This window comes from Clostridium ljungdahlii DSM 13528 (assembly GCF_000143685.1).
Lineage (GTDB): Bacteria > Bacillota > Clostridia > Clostridiales > Clostridiaceae > Clostridium_B > Clostridium_B ljungdahlii.
Map to the genome: position 1 here is coordinate 3,818,996 of NC_014328.1, position 21,454 is coordinate 3,840,449.

The window sequence follows — 21,454 nt, forward strand, 5'->3', positions numbered from 1 at the left end:
AATTTTGATTTTCATAAATTACTACAGAAATTTTTTCTAAAATTCAGCGGTGATACATTTTTAACTTTTTTATATATACGGCTGAAATAATTTACATCACTAAATCCACAATTCAGTGCTATTTCTGTTATATTTAAATCAGTTTCTTGCAGCAATGAATCTGCTTTTTGTATTCTAAGATTATTTATGTAATTCGTTAGAGATCTACCTGTAATTTGTTTAAATGTCCTGCAAAAATGCTCTTTACTAATATGAGCCATTTCTGAAATTTCATCTAAAGTTATCTTTTCAGTAAAATTTTCGTTGATGTACAAAAATATATTTTTTAATCTGTTTAGATTATCAACTCGACAGTTAAATTGACCTGCTGTTAAAACTTTTTCAACATATTTTCTGAGTAGCAGTACAATAACCTCATATATATATGCTTTTACAGCCAGTTCATATCCAAGCCTTTTTGAAAAATACTCCTCAATAATTTTATCTGCACAATTGAGTATGTCCTTATCATTTCTAACTAGATTTTTAAATAAAATAAGGTTCTTTGCCAGTGGTACCATAAACTTGGTCTGGCAGGAGTCCATCTGACTACTAAAGAGAAATGAAAGGTCAACCCTTATAATATAATATATTAAATTATCACATAAGCTTTCACAGTAATGAAGTTCATTGCTGTTTACAATTATAAAATCCCCAGCTTTTACATGAATACTTTTATAATTACACCTGATCAAGGCACTACCCTGGATAAAATAAAAAAATTGAAGATGCTCATGCCAATTTTCTTCAAATGTAGCTCCCAGCTTGTTAACTTTTACTTCGAATATATCTACAAAAAAATTTTTATCGGGCATGTCTTTATAGTAATAATTAATTTTAGATTTATTCATAATTACAGCATCCCCTTATATCAATATAATGCTAATATTAATCAATATATTCAATGAAATTCAATACTTATATTGTTATTATATATCTAGATGTTTCACTAGTAAATATCAATAAAATACTACTATTTTAAAAAGAAAGGGGTTATCTAACTAACATGGAATATAAAAATAAATACGGAATTTTACTTGTTGTTATATCTATGACTTTTATGTCCTGTCTTGTCTCTAATATTGTGAATGTAGCTCTGCCTGTAATGTCAAGAAAACTTTCAGTACCCATGGTGTCTATAGAATGGGTTGTAGCAAGTTATATAATCTCGATTTGCTCAACTATTTTAGTATTTGGAAGACTAGGTGATGTAATAGGCAAAATGAAGGTATTTAAATTTGGAATGGTTGTCTTTACTATCGCTTCCTTCACGTGCGGCATTTCAACTTCATTTACAGAGCTTATTATATTTAGAATTATACAAGGCATTGGTGCTTCAGCTTACATGGCCAACAATCAAGGTATTATAACTCAGGTCTTCCCAAGAAATGAAAGAGGAAAAGCCCTTGGAATCTTGGCATCTTCTGTTGCCCTGGGAACTTTAATAGGATCACCTGCAGGTGGATTTATTACCTACTATTTAAGCTGGAATTATATATTCTTTGTCAATGTACCTATCGGAGTAATTGCATTTATCGCTGCTTTAAAAGTATTACCTCATAGTAAAACTCAAAATAAAGAAATAAATAGTGAACTTGATGTAAAAGGATCAACTTTTATTTTCCTGTCAATGGTACTTTTATTTGGTTCCCTGATTCAAGGGCAGAAGGTCGGATATAATAATCCTATTATAATTACAATATTTATTGTATCTATTCTATTTGTAGTAGTATTTATTGTATTAGAAAATAAAATAGAAAAACCTCTCATACAAATGAAAATTTTTAAGAACAACGTATTTTCTTTAAGCTTATTTTGTGCATTTATATCATTTGTTTGTCTAAATGCTTCAATAATTATAATACCTTTTTATCTTCAAGATGCAATGAAACTAAACTCTAGTATAACAGGTCTTATAATGATGATACAGCCACTGGTCATGGCTGTGATTTCTCCGTTTTCAGGAAACTTGTCAGACAAAATAGGATCTAAGCTTTTAAGTTTTTTAGGACTTTTGCTTATGAGTATAAGTTTTATATTTCTATCATTTTTAAATCAATATTCTTCTATCACAAAGATTATAATTTATATTGTGGTATTAGGTTTAGGACAATCCTTGTTTCAACCTTCAAATAATTCACTCATAATGTCAACAGTTCCTAAAAATGAACTAGGAATAGCTGGCAGTGTCAATTCTCTTGTGAGGAACTTAGGACAAATTATAGGAATTATACTTTCCACAAGCCTCCTATATAGTTTTATGAGCATTAAGATAGGTTATCGTATAACAGACTATGTTACAGGAAGAGATGATATTTTCGTATATGGGATGAAATATGTATATATTGTTCTAACTATTGTATGTGCCTTCGGAGCACTGCTCACTGCTTTTAGAATGCATAATAAGAAAAGCATACAAACAAATCAGTCACCTGCAGATATACATGGCAAAAATTTCTAAAAGTTATCTCTTATATAAGATATTATTTCAAAGCATTTTAAACAATATTTACAGCAGTAAAAGCAATAAAAAATGTAAAATTCTAAACTATAATGTGATGTGAACTTAGAATTAGAAAAGGGAAGTGAAATAAATTTGGTTACTATAACTAGAATAACATATGATGATTTAAATGACTTATCAAATTTATATGAGGAACTTTTAGGTAAAAAAACAAATTTGCAAAAATTCAAGGATAAGTTTACATTAATTAATTCAAACAAAAACTATATATTAATTGGAGCAAAAGATAGTGATAATACTTTAGTTGGCTCATTATTAGGTATTATTTGCCAGGACCTTGGCGGCGAATGTAAGCCCTTTATGGTCGTTGAAAATGTAATTGTAAAAAATAATTGTAGACGAATGGGAATCGGAAAGACTCTAATGACTTTTATTGAAAGCTTTGCCAGGAAAAAAGACTGCTATTTTACCATGTTAGTATCAGCTTTCAAGAGAAAAGACGCTCATAAATTTTATGAATCAATTGGATATAACAATGATGTGGTTAAAGGATTTAAAAAGTATCTATAATAGAATAAAAAAAATTTGCATACATGGAAGACATATGGTATGATTTTCATAAAAAGGGAGCATGCTTAAGCATGCTGAGAGGAAGTATATGCTTCGACCTATAACTTGATTCGGATAATGCCGACGTAAGGAAATATTTAATTTATGCTGTTTTTGTATGTTTTATGAGTGTAGATGGAATGTGCCTTACAAGGTATGTTCCATTTTTTATATTTAAAAAGCAGTGGGGGAGCGCCCGGGGCTTTATAATAAAAATACAACTAAATAGCGAGGGAACTTGTGTTTCAAGGTGAGAGGAAGCTTTTGAGCTTCGACCGACCAATATGATTTGTCATATAGGGAATTGCTATTTGGTTACTCTAAAATTATGCCTACAATAATGATGTTTATTTCCTATGTGATAAATTTAGAAAATAAATATTATTATGGAGGTACTTTATTATGGAAAGAAACTCAAAACTATTAAAAAAACTTATGCTGGCAATGATGGTGGCAATGGGAGTTGTCATTTCGCCAATTCTTCGTATAGAAGGAATGTGTCCTATGTCTTCTGTTATAAATATTACATGTGCAGTTTTTTTTGGACCTTGGTATGCGCTGCTTTGTGCTGTTTGTATTGGAATTATAAGAATGTTTCTTATGGGAATTCCACCTTTAGCTTTGACAGGTGCTGTTTTCGGAGCTTTTTTAGCAGGATTTTTATATAGAATATCTAAGAATACTTTGATTTTTGCAGTTTTAGGTGAAGTTATCGGAACAGGTATTATAGGCGCTGTTGTCTCATCGCCTATTATGACATATTTCTGGGGCAAAAAAGGCCTTTCACTTATGTTTTATATTCCTTTATTCTTTACTGCTACAATTATTGGTGGAACAATTGCCTTTATTTTTTTAGGAACATTAAGCAAAAATGGAATGCTTATAAAGATTCAGAAAGACTTGGGGGTAAAAGTCTATGACAAATCAACAGACACTGATAAACAACCTATTGCAAATAAAACGCAATGTTAAAATAAAAAAACCTCTTATTCATTATATTACAAATCCAATTTCAATAAATGATTGTGCAAATGCAATGCTTGCTATTGGGGCAAAACCTATTATGGCCGAGCATCCTCTAGAAGTTTCTGAAATTACATCTGCTTCTAACGCACTTGGAGTTAACCTTGGAAATATAACCGATGTTAGAATGAAATCCATGTTGATTTCAGGCAAAACGGCTTTTAAAGAAAGAATTCCCCAAGTAATTGATCTTGTTGGTGTTGGCTGCAGTAAATTGAGGTTTAATTATGCAAAGAAATTTATTTCTCAGTGTCATCCAGACGTCATCAAAGGTAATTTATCTGAAATAAGAGCACTTTGTGGTATAGAAAGCAATGCAAAAGGAATAGATGCAGGGGAATGTGATAAGATAACAGAGGATAACTTTGATGAAAATATAGAAATTGTAAAAAAACTATCCCTTAGAACAAATTCTGTTATTGCAGCTACTGGTGCAGTAGATGTAATAACTAACGGCAGCAAAACATATTTAATAAAAAACGGTTGTGAAATGCTTTCAATGGTAACAGGTACAGGGTGTATGGTTACTGCACTTATAGCAAGTTATATTTCTTCCTTAGATATATTTGGTGCTACTATTTTAGCTGTATCACTTATGGGAATATGCGGAGAACTTTCTCATCATGTTACCGGTATAGGAAGTTTTAGAACTAATCTTATAGATAACTTATTTACAATTTCTGATAACACTATAATAAATAAAATAAAGTGTGAATTAAAATAAAAAAGCTTTAATAATTGGGTAACATACCTAAACCAAGTACGTTATCCCTATTCTACCGGCATATAGTTATAAACAGCTGACTCCCTGGTATCTTTACAATCACTGCTGTATAACGTCAGCACAGGAAACTCAACAATTTTATGCGCCTGGGAAATGAATGTAATTAACGGTATTTCATTTTTCATAAAGCTCTTTAAATTTTTACTTTCTGAAGTAGTATACCAGGCATGCTTATGAGAAGGTATAGTAAATACTTGCATGTCTTTCGGTATTTGTTCTGCTTTTGAAACTTGTACCCCTACTATAAACGAAAAGCTTAATTTGTGAATTAAAGTTTTAGGCTTTTCATATTGAGGAAGACTGTCTATTCCATTTATTGTATAAATATCACCGGGATTTATCACATTACTAATTTCATCAATTCTTTTTCTAAAATTCTCAATTAGTTTAGGTGTTTTGCCAGGGGGAATAATTTTTTTATATTCACAGCCAACAAAAGTCATTTCAGGTAAAGTAATTATCCCCATATTATTTTCAATTTCATTAGCACTAACCTTAGAATTCTCTGTGTACACCTTTTTCATTTTGCAATTAACTGATGAAAGATTTTCTTGAAATTTTTTGTACTTTGAACTGAGTACCTTTAAATCTTCATCTATTAATTTAAGTAAATCGTTCATATATTTTATATTATCCTTAGAACTTGTATAACTTACAAACTGCTCTAACAATTTCAAATCAGTTTCAGTTAGTTCAGCATCATACAAGTTATCTACATAATTTTGAATGTCTTCTTCATTCATTGAATAAAAATCTTTATCTCTGTTTTTAATTATTTCTTCAAGCAAATTCCAATCAATTTCATCTAATTCCATGTTTTCTAATATTTCTTTATTAACTTTTAACTCATGACTGTCGTCAAGTGTTTTAACAAGATGAATCCAGGCATTTTCCTTTTCTCTACTGTCAATTGGCTCATCAAGGTAATTTGAATACTTCAAACAAATATATCTACCAAAAAATCCAGGAAAGATGCGTATCAGCTCTCTTTTCATATACCCTTCTTTTTCCCTTTCACTCATGTCAAGGCTTCTTTTTAGCAGCATCATGTCATCAGTAACTTTGCCTATATCGGAACTTGGAAAACTAATGTCATTTATGCACAGCTGGAAAATTTCCTTCGATCTTTCCATATTTAAAATTTGTGCCTTTATCTTATTTAAATGTTCTGTAAATATCTTTTCCATTTCTTTAGGGTTCACTAATATTTCTTTAATCTTTTTTACTGGTATATCAAAGTTTCTTAAAACAGAGATTTGCTTTAATTTTTCAATATCTTTTTTAGTATAATCCCTATAGTTATTTTCCTTATTTACTGAAGGACTAATAAGTCCATTTTCCTCATAATAGTTTATGGCTTTTTTTGTAAGAGATGTGATCTCCATAACTTCACTTATCTTCATTAAAAATTCCCCCTTAGATACTATTCATAGTATAAACCAGTACCCAAGGCATCAGTCAATAATCAATTTTTCATACATTCAAAATAGAATCCAGGCCATCAGGCATGGACAATGCTCAAATAATATAATTTAATTCTTGGCACGGGTAATTAAAAACTGTAATAAATTTTCCTTCAATAAAACCTATACTCTGATACAATTTTCGTGCAGCTATACCTTTTACATCACCTTCACGGTAAGTTATCACTTTTAAATTTGTACCTTTAGGGAACAAATCAAACATATGCTGTATTAAATTTGTCGCAATTCCCTTCTTTCTGTGCCTTGGATGAATTGCAAGAAATGCAAGTTCACAATTCTTCCTTGAAAATATTAGTTCCCCTACTAATTCTCCTTTATCATTTTTTGCAATTAATGCCTCTTGATTCAAAATACTTTGGTGCAGCACATTTTTATATTCTTTTAAATCTAGTCCAGGAAAGCTTTCTTTAACAAGCTCCAGCAAATCTATCCAACTCTGAAAATCGCAGTTATCTGCATAATCTACTTTCACAACCTTCACCTCTATTTCGATACTTAATTTTTCTATAATAATAAGTTTGTAAATCTTTCATGCCTATATTCTTATATCAAAATTGTGCTAAATTTCAGCAATACAATTCTTGCTTTATACCGCCAATACAATTATTATAATACAAGTACCTGCTACTAATAAGCACAAAATTTTTAAAGTGGTGATAAAAAGTGAAAAAATCAAAAGTTGAAAGAATAAATTTTTACAGCAATATACTTCGTAAAGAAATGGCTGTATCAGTATATTTGCCTGAAAGCCATAATGACTCAGCTCCCCTGCCTGTATTATATTTTCTACATGGAAGAAGTGGAAATGAAAATATACTTCTTGATCTGGGTATAGATACTAAAGCCGATGAAATGATAAATAGCAGAAAAATAAAACCTATGATAATTGTATCTCCAAGATATGAAAACAGCCGCTGCTTGAATTCATCCTTAATCTGTAAAGAAGTACCTGATCCCGGGAATATCAATAGAATTATAAATCTTGGAATGTATGAAGATTATTTTATAAAAGAAATAATACCTCTAGCAGATAAAACCTTCAATACCATAAAAGATAGAAAAGGAAGATATATAGGTGGAATATCTGCCGGTGGTTATGCAGCCCTTCACAATGCCCTGAGACATCAATCTATGTTTTCAAAAGTTGGAGGACATATGCCTGCTTTAGAACTGAAACTTGAAGATGAAGACAAACCATATTTTAAAGACATGGATATATGGGAAAAATATGATCCCATACATATTGCCAGAAACAGTAGTATTTCTTCCCATATTGATGTATATCTTGACGCTGGAAATAAGGACGAAGGCGGATTTTATGAAGGCTGTTCAATTTTACATAAAATATTGAAGGAAAAAGGCGTAACTTCTCAAAATCATGTATTTTGTGGTAATCACAATGCCGAATATATAAAATCAAATATTGAAAAATATCTACAGTTTTATGGACGCTAATATTAACTCTTAAAGGTATAGGATTTCTAACTTGGAAGTTCACTTAAATTAGAAACCCTATATTTTATTATGCCATCTAATTGCACAATTATTTAAATGTATTGTAAAAATCTTTCAATTCTTCTTTTACTTCTTCTGAAAGATTATGCCACCTAATTCCCTCTATGGCACCCTCCAAAGCATACAACCTATTTATACACGCAGAATGATCAATGCTTTTTATTCTAGACCAAGCTCCCCTGCTTCCGATATCAGTTAATTGTTCTATTGTTTCTATCCCAACTTGATTTAATTGTTGTTCAACTGTTTTTCCAATATTAGGCAAGGTGGACAATTCTCCCATAGCATCATTCCTCCATTTATATATGATAAACACTTTATTCCATATATTCTATCATACTAAAGCTCATATTTACTGTCATCTTTTACCTTTACATCTCATGTTAAGGTTCAACCAGTAAAACAGCCATTTCTTATTTTCATTATATATGTAAAACCCTTAATAATAAAGGCATCTGCTGAAATTTTTCCAACCGTTTTTCACTTTTCATAAACTCAGCCAAAAAAGTACTCTCAGCCATTCAATTTAAACGGCTTAAGGCACTTGTGCTTTTCAAATTGGTTGGAAAAATGTTTCTGTCTTCCACTTGCCAGGATCTATTCAATAAAGCCTTTTGTCTGCATTTTTTCTGCATTACAAAACAATGCCATTCCTGTTTTCATTTTTCTAAAACTTAATTTTTCATAAAAAGCTTCTTTACCAGGTGAAGCATACAATATAAAATTGCACTGTGGAATACGATTTAAAATACCATTAACAATTGTTCTTCCAATATTCTTACCTTGATATTCAGGTAATACTGCTACATCATAAATTGCAGCCTGGTAAACTCCATCTGAAATTGCACGACCAAAACCAATTAATTTATTATTATCAAAAACAAATATAGTAGTATGACTATTTTTAAAAGCTTTCTCATGCACTTTTCCTTCAAAATATGACATTCCAGCTTTTTTCAATATTTCACATACGTCATCCCAATTAATATTTAAACAATTATACTGAATCTTAAGATCCATATTTTCCCCTCCTTGAAATAATATAACCTTATCTATAAGTATAAATGCTTACACAGCGTAAGCTTCAAGTGAAATTTTTAATTGCTATATTATTGGCTACATTCCTTCGCGTTTAAATTTCTCAATTTTCAATTTACACTTCCATACAATTCTTATCATTGTCAAAAATATTGCTGCAAGTAATACTGTAAATATTACAAAGATATAGTCACCTGTATTAACTGCTCCTATTAGTTCCACAAAAAAGCAAATAGCTTCTACAAAGGAAAATACCTTAAAAAGATTTCCAATCCTTCTGTATTGAGCAATTTTTGATTCCACATCTGTATACATTTCAAAAGGACCATCTGATGCTTTCTTTTTCAAATATACCCATCTCCACCACTGACCTACAACTTGTACTCCTACATTACTCATAAAAGATGAATAATCAACTGTATCACCTTTCCAATTATCAAGCAAATCTATTTGATAATTGTATTCTCCAGGTTCACATGGTTTAAAAGTGTAAAATCCAAGAAAAAATTTTTTAAATTCCCATCCATCTAAACACATTTTTTTTAGCCAGGCTTCTTCTGCATCTTTGTCATAATACAATTTAAATTTTAACATATATTTATACCCCCCTAATCATCCATCTTTTAGCGTTGTTTATAAGTTCTTCCAGCCTATTGACTTCTTTTTTTAATACTTCTGTCCCCATATCTGTAAGGAGATATTCCTTTTTTTTTCTTGATTTTGTATCCTCACTATATAAACTAATCCATCCTTTTTTAAGCATTGAATTAATAGCACCATATAAAGTCCCTGGCCCCAACGTTACCCTTCCATCTGTCATTTTGCTCACATCTTGAATAATTCCATATCCATGGTTTGGTTTTTGTGTCGCCAATAAAATATAAAATGAAGCCTCTGTTAAAGGTGTACTATTGTCCAAATCTATCATCCTCCGTTATATCGTCATACGATATATACTAATATATCATCTCCCGATATATATGTCAATAATATTTTATCTAATTTTTAAACATTTTTGTAGAATTATATAATATAATAAAGTAAAAAAAAAATAAAATAAATCAATACGAGACTATAATTTAAGTGGATATAGCAACATGTTTTTAATGTTTGTTCCATTTAAATTATATAAGGAGCTACAAATAATAGGAAAAAAGAATTTAAATAAGAAGCTAGATGTTAGAAAAATGTTATTCAATACTTTAATAATTTCTTTCACAGTTTTAATATTAGGATTTGCTATAAATTTTAAATATGCAGTAGGATATCTATCTATTCTTATTGTCCATGAACTGGGCCATTACATTACAGCAAAGTTTTTGAAACTGAATGTCACTTTTGGAGGGTTCACCCCTATTGGAGCATATATAACTCATGAAGATCCTAAGAATTGCAAAGAAAATGCACTTATTACACTGGGAGGACCATTATTGGGAGGGATACTTGGTCTTATTTGCTATATAATTTATTATATTACAGGAGACTATACCTTTTTAGCATTGAGTTTCACTGCAATAACAATAAATTTGAGTAATTTAATACCTGTAAAGCCTCTTGATGGCGGACATATAGTTGAATCAATATCTCCTATTCTATGTTATATTGGATTTCCATTTTTAATATATCTATTTATATCAGTAAATAATTTAAAAAGTAAGGTAATATTACTTTTTATTATGGCAGCAGGTGCTTATCAAACGTATAATTTTACCATTAAGTATAAAACAGATTCTTATTATAAAGTGGACAAACATAGTAAAATAATTTTTATAATCATATATAGCCTATTGGTATTATCTTTAGCTGGAAGTGCAATATACATTTATAACGCCTTTGATTATAAATGTATATTTAAAAATATCTCCAGGTATAAATAATCATAATTATACTACTTTTCTCAAGTGTAATTTACTTTTGATACATTCCATGTTTATGAAACTCATACCATTTATTAATTTCATCTGCAGGTTTAATCTTTAAATATAGCATAATTTCTTTAGCAAATTCTAATGCTGCTGTGCCATTTGCAGTAATCACGTTGGAATTACTTACTGCTTGTTTATCAATATAATTACTATCTCCTTTATAAACATACTATTCCCCCTATACGATTACCAATTTTAGTTCATCATAGTTTACTTTTAAGTCACATAATATGAAGAATGCGTACTAATAATTATACTTATTAACTTTAGTCATTGCATCTTCTCCTCCAAGCAGTTCCAAAGGTTAATGGATTCTTCCTTCGGCACCATAGCTGATTATCGGAGTATTATAATCATAAACAATGAAATACTCTTGATTCCTTAGAAGGGTGTTGCCAACACTTCCGACAAAACCCACGCTAAAGTGGAAAGTGGTGAAAAGTAGCTATCTTACCATCTTTAAGCCATTTTATTGAATTGAGCTCATCAACTCAAAGAAATATTTTGACTCTTGGGTTTTATAAAGATTGTACCAGGAATCTAGGGTTTGCGGTAAGAACACATCTAGAATTTTCAATATATGCAAAGCAAATTCAAGGGGAGCTATTCCAGAAGCAGTAATCAAACTTCCATCAGTTACTACACATTCCTGCTTATAATACTTTTCTCCATCATAGCTTGGGCAGACCATTTTAAGATACCCCAAGTCATTGCTTGTATGAGCTCGCTTATTCAATACTCCCCCCATAGCAAGTCCTATTGTAGCACCACAAATTGCCCCTACAACAATACCTTTCTCTAAATATTTTTCAGCCATTCTTATAATGGGAGAATGAATTGCTTCTGTCCATGTATTCCCACCAGGTAGAATCAAAGCAGCAGCATCTTTAACACTACACTCCTTAAGTTCAATTTCTGGCAATATTTTCAGACCTCCCATTGTAGTAATAGGGGTCTTGGTAATTCCTACAGTTACTACTTTTAGCGGCATTAATCCCTTTTTGTAGTACCTTCCCGAATTGATTTCAGTGCTCAAATAACCTATTTCCCAGTCTGCCATTGTATCAAATACATAAAGATATACTGTATTCTTCATTTTATATTCCTCCACATTCATTTTATTGTTGCTATTTGTTACAGTATGGTCTCAAACTCCATCTCGATCTATTATATATTATCTTCACTGACAAATTCGGTCAGTGAAGATAATGGGCCATCAAATCTTTAAGAAATTCAGCATCCATAAAATTGCTAGCATATTATCATTTTTTGGCATAATACGCCCCACTTTCCTAGATTTTTAATAGTATCATTTATAAATAAATGTAATGTATCTCATTGCCAAGACATATTTTTCTCATATTTAAGTTAGTATCTTTAACACCCTTTGTTTGTTAAAGGGAATCAATGTGGACAGTTCTTTTTCTTCATAATATATAAACTAATACTAACATTATTAAGCACATCCTTTCTTAAACATTATATAAAAAGAAAGATGACACCTGTATGTCATCTTTCTAAATTTATTTTCTTGTTACTTGCCAGTTATCTTTGATAAATCATTTTCAACGTCCTTGCTTACTGCTCCTGTTCCACCAAAAATAGTTACTTCTTTTAGCTTTAAGCTTTGCAAAAATAAATTTTCTTCATTACTTAAGCTAGTATTAATTAACAATATTGGTGCATTGCTATTTGCTGCATAAGTGCTTCCTGCTAACGCATCTGGAAAATTATTACCTGATGCTGCACATACTATATCTGCATTCGAACTAAAATACTTCGCAACATTAAGAGAAGTTTGAAATCTATCTGTTCCACCTATTCTCACTACCTTTGACTTATCTATACCTGCAGTTTGGACAACTTGATTTTCTACTGTATCACTTACAGCTCCTTGCAGCCCTATAATATATATCTTATCTGGTTTTATATCTGAAATCTTTTTTCTTACGTAATCAGATATTTCATTTTTTTTCACCAATAATATAGGGTACTGATTTGCCGCTGCTGCACTACTTACTGATATTGCATCTGGATAATTTTCTCCTGATACAATAATTACTGGTGTCCTTTCTTTTACTGCTAGCATATCATTAATTTTTGCATTCGTTTCATATCTGTCCTTACCACCTAATCTCTGGATATTCTTAAAGCCATCCGCCTCCAATTTTTCTTCTACATCTGGATCTACTGCACAATTTCCTCCAAGAATATATATATTTCCTGCTTGATCCATGTTTTCCTTCAAATAAGCTAATACTTTTTCTCTATCCTCCATGCTGTTTCCAACAAGTAGTATTGGTGCCTTTAGCTTATGTGCCAGTACACTTCCTGCTAACGCATCCGGATAATCACCTGACGATGCAAGTATTACATTTGAAACTTTATCCTTATAAGCTGCTTTAGCAATTGCTATAGCTGTATCAACCCTGCTTTGTCCTGATATTCTCTCTAATTGTACATTAGCTGGTGTTGATGATGAACCTCCACTGCCGCCTGATCCTCCACTTGAAGAAGATACCGATTTATTCATTTTGACATCAAATTTCACAATTTCCTGTCCTACAGAAATGGTAGGACTTGTATATTTGTCATATCCTTCTTTATCTACTGTTATATAGTAATCCGTATTAGGGAATACCATAAAGCCATACGCCCCACTAGCATCACTCACTTGTGGATTTTTATTTTTATTTGGCTTAAAATCATCTATAATTGGAAGCGATACTGCTGTATCTGGAGTTTTCCCATTTGCCTTGTTTCTATCTGTATTTGCATAATAAAGCGTTAAGTTTGCTCCATCAATTATCTTTCCTGTAACTGAATCCGTTATTATTCCATAAGGGTCAATTAGCGTACTAGTTATACTTACAGCTCCACTTTCAGAAACTTTTACATCAATCGTTCCAATAATAATCTTCTGACCATTGCCAACATCAAGCGTTACATTTATTTTTGATTGTGTACCATTTGCTAAATCTTTAACTTTAATAGTTCCATCCGATGACAATGTAACATTAGTATTTCCTGTTGTTGAAAAACTTAACCCTGAAATATCCGCTAAAGGTGATACTGTACCATCTGGTGTCCTTAATACTATAGCATCCTGAGACTTTACTGCCACAGTTTTAGTTCCATCTGTTTCTGTAGTTACTTGTGCTTTTATTCCCTGAACAGGTTTGCCAGAGTCATCTACTACACTACCTGTTGTTTCTACAGGTGTTGGGTCTGGTGGTACTATAGCATTTACAGTTACCGTATATGTCACCTTCGTTGTTCCATCTTCTGCTGTCACTACTATCTTATCTCCACTTACTACAGGATCATGCAATAATGCTTCGTCAAAGTTTTCATGGTATTCTCCCTTTGTCAGTGCTGCTATAAACTCTGCTTTTGTTGTCCCATACGGCACATTTGTTATTGTTTCATCTCCTGTTCCTCCTGCACTTACTGTGTAACTGCCTGATGTTACTGTTGCTACCGTGCTCTTCGCAGGATTCACTGTTACCGTATATGTCACCTTCGTTGTTCCATCCTCCGCTGTTACTACTATCTTGTCTCCACTTACTACAGTGTCTGATAACGCTGATACATCCCAAGTCTGATTTGCATTTCCTTTTATTAAGGCCAATTGAAATGCTGCTTTTAATGTCCCATAAGGTACATTTGTTATTGTTTCATTTGCTGTTCCTCCTGCACTTACTGTATAGCTGTTTGATGTCACTGTCGCTACCGTGCTCTTCGCAGGGTTCACTGTTACCGTATATGTTACCTTTGTTGTTCCATCTTCTGCTGTTACTACTATCTTATCTCCGCTTACTACAGGATCATGCAGTGATGCTTCATCAAAGCTCTCATGGGATTCTCCCTTTGTCAGTGCTGCTATAAACTCTGCTTTTGTTGTCCCATATGGTACATTTGTTATTGTTTCATCTGACGTTCCTCCTGCACTTACTGTGTAACTTGTAGATGTTACCGTTGCTGTAGTGCTCTTTGATGCTGTATGTCCGTCTGCTTCTACCGTTACATTCTCTATTGTTCCGCTGCATAGTGTCTTTAACCCATTTGCATCTACTGCTACCACTCCTACATATAAGTTTTCCCCTGCTGTCCAGTCAAAGGCAGCTGTCTGTATTCCTTTTGCTATACTTGTCTCTCCTGCCACTGTATCACTAACTTCTGGTGCAGCTCCTACCTTTGCTACTATTTCATAGTGATCTACTGCTGCTGTTATCGAATCTGTCCAGGTTACTGTTACACTACTTTTTCCATCATCATTTACTCCATTATCTGCACTTGTTGGCTGGTTTACAGTAAATACTTCAGGTGCTGTTGCCGCATTTACTGTTACTGTATACGTCACCTTTGTCGTTCCATCCTCTGCTGTTACTACTATCTTATCTCCAGTTGCTACCAGATCATGCAGTGATGCTTCATCAAAACTCTCATGGGATTCTCCCTTAGTAAGTGCTGCTATAAACTCTGCTTTTGTTGTTCCATATGGTACATTTGTTATGCCTTCATCTGCTGTACCTGCTGCACTTACTGTATAACTTATGGATGTCACTGTTGCTACTGTGCTCTTTGCAGGGTTCACTGTAATTGTGTATGTCGCTTTCGTTATTCCATCTTCTGCCGTCACTACTAGCTTATCTCCACTTACTACAGTGTCATGCAGTAATGCTTCGTCAAAACTCTCATGGGATTCTCCCTTAGCTATGGCTGCTATAAACTCTGCCTTTGTTGTCCCATTTGGTACGTTTGTTATTGTTTCATCTCCTGTATCTCCTGCACTTACTGTATAACTGTCTGATGTTACCGTTGCTACCGTGCTCTTTGCAGGATTCACTGTAATTGTAAATTCATGACTATCTGATGGTTCACACACTCCATCATCATTTACCGTCACTGTAAATGTTTTTGTTCCTGCTTCCGTTGGCGTTCCTGACAAAACTCCATCTTCTGAAAGGTTCAATCCTGCTGGTAGGTTTCCTGCTGTTACATAGTAAGTTTTGTTTCCTGTTCCCCCAGCTGCTGTAAATGTGTATTGAGTATACGGAACTCCTACTGTTCCTGCTGGCGGCAGGTCATCTATTCCTATTGTCACCGTCACTCCACTTACTGTTAAGGTTATGTTCTTGCTGTCTGATATTCCTAAACTATCTACCCAGCTGCTTCCATTCCAGCTTTGCTTTTTATAAGTTACAATTATTGTATAACTTCCCACAGTACCTGTTACATAATTTGCATTATAACTTGTCCCATTAAAACTAAAGCTACCACCTTTTCCTAATTCTGTAGATGTCCACGTATTTGGTATATATCTCTCGTCTCCAACTATTGATCCTGCCACTTCCTGTCTATCTCCTGATGCTGTTATGGTTATAGTTCCACCTGCTGTTATACTACTAGTACTTAAGTCTACTGTATTATTCGATGCATTTGCAGCAGTTGGTGCTGGATTCACTGTAATTGTGTATGTTACCTTTGTTGTTCCATCTTCTGCCATAACTACTAGTTTGTCTCCACTTACTATAGTGTCATGCAGTAATGCTTCATCAAAGCTCTCATGAGATTCTCCCTTAGTTATGGCTGCTATGAAGTCTGCTTTTGTTGTCCCATATGGTACATTTGTTATACTCTCATCTGCCTTTCCTCCTGCGCTTACTGTGTAGCTTGTAGATGTCACTATTGCTACCGTACTTTTTGCAGGACTCACTGTAATTGTAAATTCATGACTATCCGATGGCTCACACACTCCATCATCATTTACCGTCACTGTAAATGTTTTTGTTCCTGCTTCCGTTGGAGTTCCTGACAAAACTCCATCTTCTGAAAGGTTCAATCCTGCTGGTAGGTTTCCTGCTGTTACATAGTAAGTTTTGTTTCCTGTTCCCCCAGCTGCTGTAAATGTGTATTGAGTATATGGAACTCCTACTGTTCCTGCTGGCGGCAGGTCATCTGTTCCTATTGTCACCGTTACTTCACTTACTGTTAAGGTTACATCCTTGCTGTCTACTGCTCCAGCAATATCTTCCCATGCACTTCCATTCCATTTCTGCTTTTTATAATTTGCTGTTATTGTATAGCTTCCAGGTGTATCTGATTGGTATGATGATGTATAAATATCATCACTCAATTCAAAGTTTCCACTTTTACCTGATTCTGTAGACGTCCACGTACTTGGTATATATCTCTCATCACCAACTACTGATCCTGCTTCTTCCTGCCTATCTCCTCCTGCTGTTATTATTACTGTTCCTCCAGCAGCTATACTGTCTCCATCCAAACTTATTGTGTTATTCGATGCATTTGCAGCAATTGGTTCAGGATTTACTGTTACTGTATACGTCACCTTTGTCGTTCCATCTTCTGCTGTTACTACTAGCTTGTCTCCACTTACCACTGGGTCATGCAGTGATGCTTCATCAAAGCTCTCATGAGATTCTCCCTTTGTCAGTGCTGCTATAAAGTCTGCTTTTGTTGTCCCATATGGTACATTTGTTATACTCTCATCTGCCGTTCCTCCTGCACTTACTGTATAGCTGTCTGATGTCACCGTTGCTACATTACTTGATGAACTAGGGAAAAAATCATTTACATCTCCTGTAATAAAGCCATAACTCAAACTAGTGTTATCAAAATAATGAACCATTAATTTATCTGTTTGAGGTATAATTGGATATATGGTAATGCTATATTGATTTGCTGCATCTTTAAGATAATTTAGGCTGTCAATATCCATTTTACCTTTTGTCCATTGACTACTTCCTGCTTTCATGCCATAAAAGTATAGCCCGTTTATTTGCCAACTATCAGGATCATATACTTCCGAAATAAAATACATATTATCATTTGCATCAATTACTAGATCTCCAAGGTCTCCACAATTACAAGAAAGTATATCTTTAGCTTCTATGGGGGATGTTACCCATGCACCATCATCTCCTGTATTGAAAACGATTCCATTTCCCCCATTTAAACTATCAGTATACGCTAAGTATATATTACCTGCCGAATTCGTAACCGCACCATAAATATCATATCCACATCCTTTTGTAGAGCCATCAAGTATTTGATTGGGATTATCATATGGATAAGCAAGAGCATATACATCATTACCATTGCTTCTTGTTATAGTATAAATAATGCTAAATTTTCCTAAGGCATCACTGACAAGATACTTTATGCTTACTGATTCACCAGAAGATAAATTCAAGGGTAATTCTTTAACTTGTGACCACGTACTATTTGAATTTGCACCAGATTTAACAACGATATAGCTGTCTGAAGTATTATTACTATTTCTTTTTATATATGCTAAAGTAATATTACCAGAAGCATTTATTTGCATTTTAGTATATTCATACTGATAATGTGTAACTGAAAGTGACCCATCACTAAGAGCTTGTGTTTCAATTGCATTAAAAGATCCATCCCATGTTCCTGAATTTGTGTTGTATTTTCCAAAACATAGACCTTTATTGTATTTGCAATACAAATGATTGTCAGTATTGAGAACTGTTCCATTCTCAACAACTGCAATATTTAAAATTCCAGATGAATCTATGAGCATAGAAATTCCATCATAATAATCGCTATCTTGGTTTAGCCCTACTTTTGAGTTTAAACTAACAATACTTGTCCATATATTAGTAGATGGAACATATTTATATATCTTGTAGTCAATGGTACCAGAACCGCCTTTTACATTTCCTTGTACAGCAAAAGCACAATACATATCACCATTTGATGCTTTTGTAATTGCCATCGGACTTCCATAGTAAGAACTTCCCGAACCATAAATGTCAGAGGTTACGGATGCCTTAACCGGGTTATAATATATAAATGTTAGTAAAATAGCACTAAACATAAATAAAAAAACTCTCATTAAAGTAAAAAAATCTATTTTTTGCTGTCTAGATACTGTACTTTTTGTACAGTCCATATTAACACCTCTTTTCTATAAATTATTAGTCACCTATAATTTAAATTTGAATTCAATTTTATGATGTAAAAATAATTGTTGATTAAAAACCAATTCCTCTTAGAGCTTAATTGATTTTCCACCCTATTATTGAAAGTACATATTTTCATCATAAGTCGACTTTTTTTGCATATATTTATTATATCATGAAATTCTGATAATGCAGAAAATTTTTACTAGATATTAAATAAAAACTAATTATATTTATTTCTAAATTTAAACTTTTCAGATCATATAAAAAAATGATCTCAAAAAAAATTTCCCCCTAGATACTATCCATAGTACCTAATGAGGCAATCAATAATTAATTCACAAATAATGATATAATTATATTATCATTTGTGAATAAGCGAGGTATTGTATGCTGGAAATATTTATTTGTGACGACAATAAATCTTATAGAGATAAAATTAAACAAATTATTGAAAACACTATTTTGAGGGAATCTTTAGATTTGCATATATCCATCTGCACTGACAGCCCAATAGAGCTATTAAAGTATGTAGAAGATCATACAGCAACTGGAATTTACTTTCTGGATGTTGATTTAAAAAGTAATATGAATGGAATAAAGCTTGGTGAAAAGATAAGGGACTTAGACCCCTTTGGATTCATAATATTTACAACTATCCATATGGAAATGAGCTATCTTGTCTTTAAATACAAAGTTGAAGCAATGGACTATGTTGCTAAAGACGAAGATGATTTTAAAGCACGGGTAACAAGTTGTCTTATGAAGGCTTATAACATTTATACTAGAGAAAATCTTAGTGAAGGATATATTAAAGTAAATGAAGATTCTAGAATAATAAATATAAAGCTGTCTGATATCCTATTTATTGAGACAAGCAGTACCCCCCATAAGATAAGGGTACATGAGGAAAATAGACAAATAGAGTTTTATGGAAATCTTAAAGATATGGAGCAAAAACTAACTTCAAACTTTTACAGGTGCCATAAGTCCTATATTGTAAATAAAAACAAGATTGATGAAATAGATCTGAAAAATAACAAAATCATTATGGTAAATGGAGAAGAATGTTTTGTTTCTTTTAGATACAAGAGAGGCCTTATAAAATGATTATCAAAAAATTCCCTATAAGTAAGCTTTTTACAGACGTGATCTTCTCTTCACTGCAAATTAGTTTATTATGTTGTATTTCAATATACATATTATTTAAAGATAAAGTTACCTTAAATGTAATGAAAAAGTACTTTGTCATATCTTTTATAATTGGAATGGTGCTTCAAACTGGTTCATATACCATAATACTCCCTATCTTTACAATACTAATAATATTTTTATTAAAAAATAGTAAAGACATCAAAAGTACTATAGAAATACTCATAACCATTTTTACAATATACTTTATTAACATCATGTATAATGGAATTTTAAAATTAGATGTTTATAAAACAATATCTTTTAAAAATTACATTGTTGAACTCATAATTATTCTATTTTTTACACTTTTAATATATATAATTAAAAAGCATATTCCATGTAAACTTAGAAAATCAAGAAAAACTTCACTACAGCAAATAAGATATAGAATGATTCTAACTATAAGTATTCCTATAGCTTTAAGTATATTCTTTATTTATCCTCTGGTAGATTCAGTAAATTATTTTGGAATATATTTTATAACTGAATGCTATCTTCCTCTTGGAATTCCTCTTATTTCAATAATACTCATACTTATAATAATTTATAATTATGACAAGAGTTTAAAAATTGAAATTGATTTAAAAAGAGAAATTGAAGAAAAATATAGAATAGAAGAATATGCACATGTAGTTGAAGAAATGTACAGTGAAACGAGAAAATTCAAGCATGATTACATAAATATGCTTATTCCTCTTAAGGAATATATAGATACTTCTAATGTCAATGATCTCAAGGATTTCTTTTATGATAATGTACTCAACATAGACAAAGATATAAAGTGGAATAACACAAATATAGATAAGTTAAAACATATTAAGATACTGCCTTTAAAGGCCCTGATTTCTACAAAACTAATAAAAGCATTATCCTCAAGAATAAATATAAAAGTAGAAATAGTAGAAGATATATCTCAAATATATATGAACATAATGGATTTATGCAGGATACTTGGAATACTTTTGGATAATGCAATAGAAGCATCTATGAAATGTGATTTGCCTAAGCTATATTTCTGCATTTGTGTAAAAAAGGATTATGTAGTTATAGCAGTTCACAATAACTTTGGGAATACAAAACCAGTGATACACAAAATATATGAAAAAGGTTTTTCAACTAAAGGAGATGGAAGAGGCCTTGGCTTATATATCTTAAAAGATACTATAGATACAAAATACAATAATGTATTTATAAATACATCCGTTGAGGACAATATGTTTATACAGGAATTATGGATTAAGAATATACATGGGACATCCTAACTAGGGTGTCTTTTTCTTTAACGTAAATTTTTTAATCTTAACCGTATCAGCTTCTGCTATTTATGAATTCAGGACATCCTCTTTGGACTAATACATAAAATATGCACTAATACCTGTTAATATGTAATGGATGTTTAGGTTTGCAAACTAAAAATTAAT

General features: G+C 32.1%; 18 protein-coding genes and 1 riboswitch. Of the genes, 8 read left to right on the top strand and 10 right to left on the bottom strand.

Annotated features, from left to right (window positions below; translation table 11 throughout):
* Positions 1–11: 11 nt before the first annotated feature.
* Entirely contained in the window at positions 12–890 is an 879-nt protein-coding gene (locus CLJU_RS17255; protein WP_013240126.1) for an AraC family transcriptional regulator, read from the bottom strand.
* Positions 891–1,045: 155 nt separating this feature from the next.
* Here CLJU_RS17255 and CLJU_RS17260 point away from each other — a divergent pair, with 155 nt between their 5' ends.
* The 4 genes from CLJU_RS17260 (at position 1,046) to thiM (ending at position 4,859) form a co-directional block, all read left to right on the top strand.
* The gene (locus CLJU_RS17260; RefSeq protein WP_013240127.1) at positions 1,046–2,500 is read left to right on the top strand and encodes an MFS transporter; all 1,455 of its coding nucleotides are present in this window, start codon (positions 1,046–1,048) and stop codon (positions 2,498–2,500) included.
* 135 nt (positions 2,501–2,635) lie between these two features.
* Positions 2,636–3,073: a GNAT family N-acetyltransferase gene (locus CLJU_RS17265; RefSeq protein ID WP_029169905.1), complete on the top strand. Its 438-nt coding sequence runs from the start codon at positions 2,636–2,638 to the stop codon at positions 3,071–3,073.
* A 43-nt stretch (positions 3,074–3,116) separates the two neighbouring features.
* Positions 3,117–3,222: riboswitch (TPP riboswitch) on the top strand.
* A gap of 292 nt (positions 3,223–3,514) precedes the next feature.
* Positions 3,515–4,084 (top strand): energy coupling factor transporter S component ThiW, encoded by a 570-nt coding sequence (thiW, locus tag CLJU_RS17270; RefSeq protein ID WP_013240129.1) that lies wholly within the window; start codon positions 3,515–3,517, stop codon positions 4,082–4,084.
* On the top strand, positions 4,062–4,859 hold the full coding sequence (gene thiM / locus CLJU_RS17275; protein WP_029169906.1) for a hydroxyethylthiazole kinase: 798 nt from the start codon (positions 4,062–4,064) through the stop codon (positions 4,857–4,859). The genes thiW and thiM overlap by 23 nt, the downstream gene beginning before the upstream one ends.
* 47 nt (positions 4,860–4,906) lie before the next feature.
* Here thiM and CLJU_RS21460 read toward each other — a convergent pair whose 3' ends face one another.
* On the bottom strand, positions 4,907–6,322 hold the full coding sequence (locus CLJU_RS21460) for a MerR family transcriptional regulator (protein WP_013240131.1): 1,416 nt from the start codon (positions 6,320–6,322) through the stop codon (positions 4,907–4,909).
* 115 nt (positions 6,323–6,437) lie between these two features.
* Complete coding sequence (locus CLJU_RS17285; protein ID WP_013240132.1) at positions 6,438–6,875, bottom strand: GNAT family N-acetyltransferase; 438 nt, start codon at positions 6,873–6,875, stop codon at positions 6,438–6,440.
* A 191-nt stretch (positions 6,876–7,066) separates the two neighbouring features.
* On the opposite strand from CLJU_RS17285, the gene CLJU_RS17290 reads away from it, so the two are divergent.
* On the top strand, positions 7,067–7,858 hold the full coding sequence (locus tag CLJU_RS17290; protein ID WP_013240133.1) for an alpha/beta hydrolase: 792 nt from the start codon (positions 7,067–7,069) through the stop codon (positions 7,856–7,858).
* 88 nt (positions 7,859–7,946) lie between these two features.
* Here the strand turns inward: CLJU_RS17290 and CLJU_RS17295 are convergent, their stop codons facing one another.
* The 4 genes from CLJU_RS17295 to CLJU_RS17310 form a co-directional block, all read right to left on the bottom strand.
* Positions 7,947–8,201: a TfoX/Sxy family protein gene (locus CLJU_RS17295; protein WP_013240134.1), complete on the bottom strand. Its 255-nt coding sequence runs from the start codon at positions 8,199–8,201 to the stop codon at positions 7,947–7,949.
* 314 nt (positions 8,202–8,515) lie between these two features.
* Positions 8,516–8,938 (bottom strand): GNAT family N-acetyltransferase, encoded by a 423-nt coding sequence (locus tag CLJU_RS17300; RefSeq protein ID WP_013240135.1) that lies wholly within the window; start codon positions 8,936–8,938, stop codon positions 8,516–8,518.
* 96 nt (positions 8,939–9,034) lie between these two features.
* A complete protein-coding gene (locus CLJU_RS17305) occupies positions 9,035–9,550 on the bottom strand; it encodes a DUF2812 domain-containing protein (protein WP_013240136.1) in 516 nt (171 codons plus the stop codon).
* Between the two features lie 4 nt (positions 9,551–9,554).
* Entirely contained in the window at positions 9,555–9,875 is a 321-nt protein-coding gene (locus tag CLJU_RS17310; protein ID WP_029169907.1) for a PadR family transcriptional regulator, read from the bottom strand.
* Positions 9,876–10,053: 178 nt separating this feature from the next.
* Between CLJU_RS17310 and CLJU_RS17315 the strand changes: the two genes are divergently transcribed.
* Positions 10,054–10,833, top strand: a complete 780-nt coding sequence (locus tag CLJU_RS17315; protein WP_013240138.1) for a site-2 protease family protein — start codon at positions 10,054–10,056, stop codon at positions 10,831–10,833.
* Positions 10,834–10,864: 31 nt separating this feature from the next.
* On the opposite strand, the gene CLJU_RS23200 is transcribed toward CLJU_RS17315, so the two are convergent.
* The 3 genes from CLJU_RS23200 to CLJU_RS21465 all read right to left on the bottom strand — a co-directional run bounded on the left by CLJU_RS23200 (position 10,865) and on the right by CLJU_RS21465 (position 18,829).
* Positions 10,865–10,993, bottom strand: a complete 129-nt coding sequence (locus CLJU_RS23200; protein ID WP_275935556.1) for a hypothetical protein — start codon at positions 10,991–10,993, stop codon at positions 10,865–10,867.
* Between the two features lie 357 nt (positions 10,994–11,350).
* Positions 11,351–11,977, bottom strand: coding sequence for a type 1 glutamine amidotransferase family protein (locus CLJU_RS17320; protein WP_013240139.1), 627 nt, complete (start codon positions 11,975–11,977; stop codon positions 11,351–11,353).
* 438 nt (positions 11,978–12,415) lie between these two features.
* Positions 12,416–18,829: a cell wall-binding repeat-containing protein gene (locus CLJU_RS21465; protein ID WP_013240140.1), complete on the bottom strand. Its 6,414-nt coding sequence runs from the start codon at positions 18,827–18,829 to the stop codon at positions 12,416–12,418.
* Positions 18,830–19,229: 400 nt separating this feature from the next.
* Here CLJU_RS21465 and CLJU_RS17330 point away from each other — a divergent pair, with 400 nt between their 5' ends.
* Both CLJU_RS17330 and CLJU_RS17335 read left to right on the top strand, forming a co-directional pair.
* Entirely contained in the window at positions 19,230–19,949 is a 720-nt protein-coding gene (locus tag CLJU_RS17330; RefSeq protein WP_013240141.1) for a LytR/AlgR family response regulator transcription factor, read from the top strand.
* Positions 19,946–21,295: a sensor histidine kinase gene (locus CLJU_RS17335; RefSeq protein ID WP_013240142.1), complete on the top strand. Its 1,350-nt coding sequence runs from the start codon at positions 19,946–19,948 to the stop codon at positions 21,293–21,295. Before CLJU_RS17330 ends, CLJU_RS17335 begins: the two co-directional genes overlap by 4 nt.
* Positions 21,296–21,454 lie beyond the last annotated feature (159 nt).